Here is a 1246-nt window from a genome sequence, read left to right on the forward strand (position 1 = left end):
GGGCAGGTAGGCCAGGAGCGCGGCGATCTCATCGATCACGACGACGATCAGCGGCTCATCGACGGTGGGGGTGTGGACGCGGGCTTTGCCGCGCAGGATCTGCTGACGGGCGCGCATCCGGGCCACGGCGTCTTCGAGGAGGTCGGCCATGCGGGACCAGTCGTCGTCGACGTAGCGGGAGAACAGTGGCCGGCCGATCGCCAGTTCCATGCCGCCCTTGGGGTCGATCGCCCACACCCGCACCAGCCCCGACCGGATGCCGGCGGCGAGGGAGCGGAGCAGGGACCAGATGACCGAGCCCTTGCCCATCCGGGTCGCGCCGCCGATGAGGACGTGCGTGGCGAGGAGCCGGAAGGCGTAGACGGCCAGGTCTTCGCGCAGGCCGAGGGGCAGGGCGGTGAAGTCCGGACGGGCGGGCACGGGCAGTGGAGCGACGATGCGGGTGAGCGGGTCGCGGCGGATGAACACCAGCCACACGTGCCGGGGCCGGTCCCGGAACCGCACCCGATCCACCAGCCGCAGCAGCCAGGCGAGACGCCCGGACCGGTGGGGTACCGGGTGGCGGCGGGTGGAGAAGACCCGGCAGTGCCGGGTACCGAACGAGTAGGCGAGGTCCCGTGCCGCCTTGTGCCAGACCTCGGGGTTTTGGCCCTTCGGCATCCGCAGCACCAGCTCGTCCGTGGCGTAGGAGCAGCGCACCGACAACAGCTCCGGTACGACTTCGCCGCCGTCGTACTTCTTGACCAGCCCGCACAGCGACATCACCTCGTGCCACTGCCGCCGATACACCCACAACCGCCGCCACACCGACACCGCCCGCAAGACGATCAGGCGGTGGAACGAGTCCCGACCACGCCACCACCACACGCCACCAGCGGACGCGAGGACGGTGAGGACCAGGAGGTGAGGCCACCAGCCGTGCGCCCGCCAGACGTCGACGGCGAGCAGGACCAGGACCACGGCAGGCCAGGCCCGCCAGTGCCGCACCACGAACACACCCAGCCGCACCACCGCCACGGCGAGGCGGAACAACACGAACAGAGCGGTGACGGTCCAGAGCAGCGGCCACGGCGCCGAGATCTGGAACCGGCGGAAGTTGACCAGCGGCGCCCGCACCATCACGCCACCGCCCGGCGGTCGGTGTTGCGCTGCTCGGTCCAGGTCTCCGCGCAGACCTTGTGCACCGGCTTGCCCGCCGGACTCCGGCAGATCGCGGGCTTACCGCAGATGACACACGGGACCGGCT

General features: G+C 71.0%; 1 protein-coding gene. It reads right to left on the bottom strand.

Annotation, left to right across the window (positions count from 1 at the left end; translation table 11 throughout):
* A partial coding sequence (locus BBK14_RS09080; protein WP_071060984.1) for an FtsK/SpoIIIE domain-containing protein occupies window positions 1–1119 on the bottom strand: 1119 nt, incomplete at its 3' end.
* Window positions 1120–1246 lie beyond the last annotated feature (127 nt).

Source organism: Parafrankia soli, assembly GCF_001854695.1.
Lineage (GTDB): Bacteria > Actinomycetota > Actinomycetes > Frankiales > Frankiaceae > Parafrankia > Parafrankia soli.